Consider the following 4,895-nt stretch of genomic DNA (forward strand, 5'->3'; position numbering starts at 1 on the left):
CCGCGCGCCGGATCTCGCTGCGCAGCGTCCACGGTTCGTCGCCCGCGACGGCGTATCCGTCCATCGCGGACACCGCCACGGGCGGCAGGGCCTCCGCCGCGACCAGCGGAGCCGCGAGGGTCGCACCGAGCGATTCGCGGATCGGCAGTGTGCGAACGGGTAACGGCTGCATGACGTTTCGCACGAGCTCGCGTGCGCGATCGGGGTTCGCGGCGACGGTTCCGGGATGGGCGGAGCGAGCGCGGTGCAGATCCTCGGGAGTGTCGCAGTCCGCGGTGTCGGACACGGGGACCGTCACGTACCGGTCCGGCAGCAGTGCCTTCATCGGCTGGTTCGCGACCTCGCCGGCGAGGTCGTCGAGGCGCGTGGCGAGCGCGGCGCCGCGCCAGGCCGCGAGCAGGAACTGGATGCGGCCGTCCCCGTCGACGGCGAACGCGGCGTCCGCGTGAGGATCGGCGCTCAGCGCGTCGAGCAAGGTGATCAACGTGTCCGCGGTGACGAACGGCAGATCGGACGCGAGCGTCAGGACGGGTGCGTCGTGGGGGATCGGGGCGGCGGCGATCGCGGCGACCGGACCACCGCCGGCGGGTGCCTCCTGCACCTGGCCGATCGCGGGGTCGAGGTCGTCGCGGTGCGGCCCGACCACGGTGACGCGCCGGCAGGCCGAGACCGCGGTGAGGGCGCTGTCGAGCATGCGCCGGCCGTGCACGACCAGTGCCGGTTTGTCGACGCCACCCATCCGGGTCGCTCCTCCGCCCGCGACGACGACGGCTTCGGAACCGTTCAACGTGGTCATGACGACCATGCTGCCGCACCGCCCCGGAACCCGTGCGGGCGACCGGTGTGTCGGCGGCCACTGGTGCGCGTGTGTGCGAACGGGTGCCGTCCGCGGGGGATTTCGTGTATTCCTCGAAGTCGGCGAAAGGAATTGGATGCGAATCGGATTGACAGGCGGCGCCACGTCGACCGACAAGGTGGTCCGGCAGGCGCAGCAGTCGGAGGCCGACGGCTTCGCGTCGCTGTGGTTCGCCAGTGGTGTGCTCGGCGATCCGCTGGCCGCGATGGCGGTCGCGGGGCGGGCCACGACCGCGATCGAACTGGGTACGGCAGTGCTGCAGACCTATCCGTGTCACCCGCTGCTGCAGGCCAACCGGGTGGCCGCGACCGCCGAGGCGATGGGACGGCCCGGCTTCACCCTCGGGCTCGGCCCGTCGCACGAGTCCTCGGTCCGCGACGTCTACGGCCTGTCCTACGACCGGCCCGGCACGAACACCGAGGAATACGTGAGCATCGTCACGGCCCTGCTCCGCGGTGACGACGTCGACGTGCGCGGCACCGAGTGGACGACGCGCAGCGCCGGACGCATGACCTCGGTCGCGCATCCGGTGCCCGTGCTGCTGTCGGCCATGTCACCGCGCATGCTGCGGGTCGCGGGCAGCCACGCCGACGGCACGATCCTGTGGATGGCGTCGGCGCCGGTGATCGAGTCCCGGATCGTGCCCGCCCTGCACGCCGCGGCGCAGCAGGCGGGACGGCCCGCGCCGCGTGTCGTCGCCGGATTGCCGGTGGCGGTCCACGACGACGTGACCCAGGCTCGGATCGCATGCGCCGCGACCGCCGGTTCCTATGCCTCGGTACCCGCCTACCGCCGCGTCCTCGAGGCCGCGGGAGCCTCCGAGCCGGCGGATGTCGCGGTGGTCGGGGACGAGGCATCGGTGCGGGCACAGTTGCGGGCGCTGGTCGCTGCCGGCGTGACCGACGTGTGGGCGGCCCCGTTCCCGGTCGGGGACGATCCGCGCACGTCGTTGCGGCGCACCCGGGACCTGCTGAGAGACCTGGCAGCCGAGCCGGACTGACCGTTCTGCCTAGGGTGGAGTGGTGAGCCCGACCGCTATCGTCGCCGTACCGCCCGGATCGAACGTCCCCACCGACGGGCTCGCAGGGTGGGCGTTGTCGCTGATGGATCGGCTCGGCGGTCTCGGCGCCGGCCTGGCGATCGCGCTCGAGAACTTCTTCCCGCCGCTGCCCAGCGAGGTGATCCTGCCGCTCGCGGGTTTCGCGGCCGGACTCGGCAGTTTCACGCTGGCGTCGGCGCTGTTCTGGACGACCCTCGGTTCCCTGCTCGGCGCGCTCGGCCTCTATGCGCTCGGGCGGGTGGTCGGGGAGGAGCGGATCCGCCGGATCGTGGACCGGATGCCGCTGGTCGACGTCGCCGATCTCGACCGGACGGTGGACTGGTTCCACCGGCACGGCGGCAAGTCGGTGTTCTTCGGCCGCATGATCCCGCTGTTCCGCAGCCTCGTCTCGATTCCCGCCGGGGTCACCCGGATGCCGGTGTGGCGGTTCGCGGTTCTCACCACCGCCGGAAGCGCGATCTGGAACGCGGTGTTCGTGCTGGCCGGGTATCAATTGGGACAGAACTGGTCGCGGATCCAGCCGTACGCGTCGAGCTTCCAGCGCCTCGTGATCGTGGTGGCCGTCGTCGCGGTCGCCGTCCTCGTCGTCCGCCGGGTCCGGCGCCGACGGACGCGGAGCCGCAGCACCGACCGGTGAACGGGTTCAGAACCGGTGCCGGGCCGCCGCGAGATCGACCCGGTCCCCGCGGATCGGTGTGCCTTCGAGGGCGAGCCGCGCCAGTTGACGGCGCGCCAGGTGCGGGGCGGGTTTCCCGGACGCCGGCAGCACCCGGTGCCACGGCAGATCGGCGCTGTCGGTGCGCATGATCCACCCCACGGTGCGCGGGCTCGACAGACCCGCGGCGTCGGCGATGTCGCCGTACGTCGCGACCCGGCCCGCGGGAATCGACGCGACCAGTTCCCGGACCCGTTCGATCTGGGCGTCGGTGGTCGCGGCCATCTACAGCATCCTGCGGATCAGGGCCGCGGTCTCTTCGGGCCGTGCCTGCTCGATCATGTGGTCGCAGTCCAACTCGAGCTCGGTCAGATTCGCGCCGAGACGCTCGGCGAGCGCGGCACGGAATTCGTCGGTGACGTACGGCGGCTGGACCTTCGCCGCACGCACCACCGTGGTCGGGATGTGCGCGGGCGGCAGCACGAAGTCGCGGGCCAGTTCGCTCCAGGACGTCACCAGCGCCGGCACGAACAGGCGCCAGTTCACCCGCCCGGACTCCAGCTCGACGAGATGTTCCGCGATCTCGGCGTCGAGCAGCTCCTCGGCGACTTCACCCCACGAGCCGTGCACCTTCTCGGAACGGGCCTCCGCGGCGTCGGTGTAGTCCGGGTACCGGACCGTGAGATCCGCGATCTCCTGCATGCGCTCGGGCGGCAGGCCGATCGCCGGATCCAGCAGGAGCAGCCCGCGTACCCGCTCGGGCGCGGTGGCCGCGAGATGCACCGCGAGAGCCCCGCCGAACGAATGCCCGACGACGAGCACCGGTCCGGTGGTGTGCGCGTCGAGCACCCCGAGCAGATCCTGCACGTGCGTCTCGAAATTCCACGGCGGCGTCCACGGCGACCGGCCGTGCCCGCGCAGATCCGGCGCGACGAACCGGGCCTCCGGCAGATGCCGGGTCGCGATGTTCTCCCACCGGCGGCCGTGCCCGGTCAGCCCGTGCAGGGCCAGGATCTGCGGGCCGTCCGCGGGTCCGAACAGGTGGGTGTGCAGAGGTGACGGAGGCGTGTTCACGCCGATCACTATCGCAGTCCGCTCATAGCCGTGCTGTCCCAGAGCCGCCCGGAGCCGGGCCGGGGTCGTGCGGGTCGGTTCCGTGTCGGACCCTTCTGATGGGATATCGGGCATGACCGACGCCGACACCCGCACGCTCGACCGGCCGCGCCGTCCGGCCGCGCGGCTGGTGCAGCGACCGGACACGGCGCCCCCACGCCGCGAATGGCCCGACGACGTGCGGAAGGTGTTCGCGGATGCCCCGCCGCTGCCGCGCTGGCGGCCCTGGCAGATTCTCGGTGGTCCCGGCACCGGCAAGACGTCGCTGCTCGTCGACCTGGCGGTCTCCCGGATCGCGGCCGGAGCCGAACCGGAATCGGTGCTGGTGCTCACCCATTCGCGGCGCGCTGCAACGGCGGTGCGCGAGGAGATCACCGCGGGCCTGCTGCGCGAGGGGAGCGTCACCGGTGCCCGCGCCACCCGGGAGCCGCTCGTCCGGACCGTGCACTCCTACGCCTTCGCGGTGCTGCGGCTGCAGGCGTCGAGGCACGGCAATCCGCCGCCGCGCCTGATCACCGGTGCCGAGCAGGACGCGGTGCTGCGCGAGCTGCTGCGCGGCGACATCGACGACGGCGCCGGCATGTGGCCCGAGCGACTGCGGCCCGCGCTCGGGATGACCGGCTTCGCGGTGGAGCTGCGCGACCTGATGCTGCGTGCCAACGAACGCGGTCTCGGACCGGAGGACCTCGTCGCCCTGGGTGAGGAACGCGACCGGCCCGAATGGGTGGCCGCTGGTCTGTTCGCGGCCCGCTACGAGCAGGTGATGCTGCTGCGCGGCGCGGTCGGTCTCGAAGCCCCCGAGGCCACGGCCCCTGCCCTCGACGCCGCCGAACTCGTCGGTGCCGCCCTCGCCGCGTTCGCCACCGACCCCGATCTGCTCGCGTCCGAGCGCAGCCGCATCCGGCACCTGCTCGTCGACGACGCCCAGCACCTGGATCCGCAGTCGGCACAGTTGATCAAGGCCATCGGCGTCGGCACCCGCACCGCCACCGTCGCGGGCGACCCCGACCAGATGGTGTTCACCTTCCGCGGCGCGGACACCAGGTTCCTCACCGAACTCGCCGAAACGGATCCCGAGCGGTGCATCGTCCTCGCCACCAGCCATCGCGCGGCCGCCGCCATCGCTGCCGTCACCGACTCGATCGCGCGGCGGTTGCCGGGCCTGCCCCCGCATCGCGGGGCCGCCGCGGTCGCCGGTGAGGCCGAAGCCG

General features: G+C 72.5%; 6 protein-coding genes. 3 read left to right on the forward strand and 3 right to left on the reverse strand.

Going from position 1 to position 4,895, the window contains the following annotated elements; all coding sequences use genetic code 11:
- The coding region (locus ACN675_RS27620; protein ID WP_420753853.1) for an NTP transferase domain-containing protein at positions 1-796 on the reverse strand (796 nt) is incomplete at its 3' end.
- Positions 797-932: 136 nt separating this feature from the next.
- Here ACN675_RS27620 and ACN675_RS27625 point away from each other — a divergent pair.
- Both ACN675_RS27625 and ACN675_RS27630 read left to right on the forward strand, forming a co-directional pair.
- Positions 933-1,856, forward strand: coding sequence for a TIGR03564 family F420-dependent LLM class oxidoreductase (locus ACN675_RS27625; RefSeq protein ID WP_420753854.1), 924 nt, complete (start codon positions 933-935; stop codon positions 1,854-1,856).
- Positions 1,857-1,959: 103 nt separating this feature from the next.
- The gene (locus ACN675_RS27630; protein WP_420753858.1) at positions 1,960-2,553 is read left to right on the forward strand and encodes a DedA family protein; all 594 of its coding nucleotides are present in this window, start codon (positions 1,960-1,962) and stop codon (positions 2,551-2,553) included.
- 6 nt (positions 2,554-2,559) lie between these two features.
- Here the strand turns inward: ACN675_RS27630 and ACN675_RS27635 are convergent, their stop codons facing one another.
- Complete coding sequence (locus ACN675_RS27635) at positions 2,560-2,856, reverse strand: MGMT family protein (protein ID WP_420753855.1); 297 nt, start codon at positions 2,854-2,856, stop codon at positions 2,560-2,562.
- Positions 2,857-3,645 (reverse strand): alpha/beta fold hydrolase, encoded by a 789-nt coding sequence (locus ACN675_RS27640; RefSeq protein ID WP_420753856.1) that lies wholly within the window; start codon positions 3,643-3,645, stop codon positions 2,857-2,859.
- A gap of 112 nt (positions 3,646-3,757) precedes the next feature.
- On the opposite strand from ACN675_RS27640, the gene ACN675_RS27645 reads away from it, so the two are divergent.
- A partial coding sequence (locus tag ACN675_RS27645) for a UvrD-helicase domain-containing protein (protein WP_420753857.1) occupies positions 3,758-4,895 on the forward strand: 1,138 nt, incomplete at its 3' end.

The sequence above is a fragment of the Rhodococcus sp. O3 genome, assembly GCF_048897285.1.
GTDB lineage: Bacteria > Actinomycetota > Actinomycetes > Mycobacteriales > Mycobacteriaceae > Rhodococcus.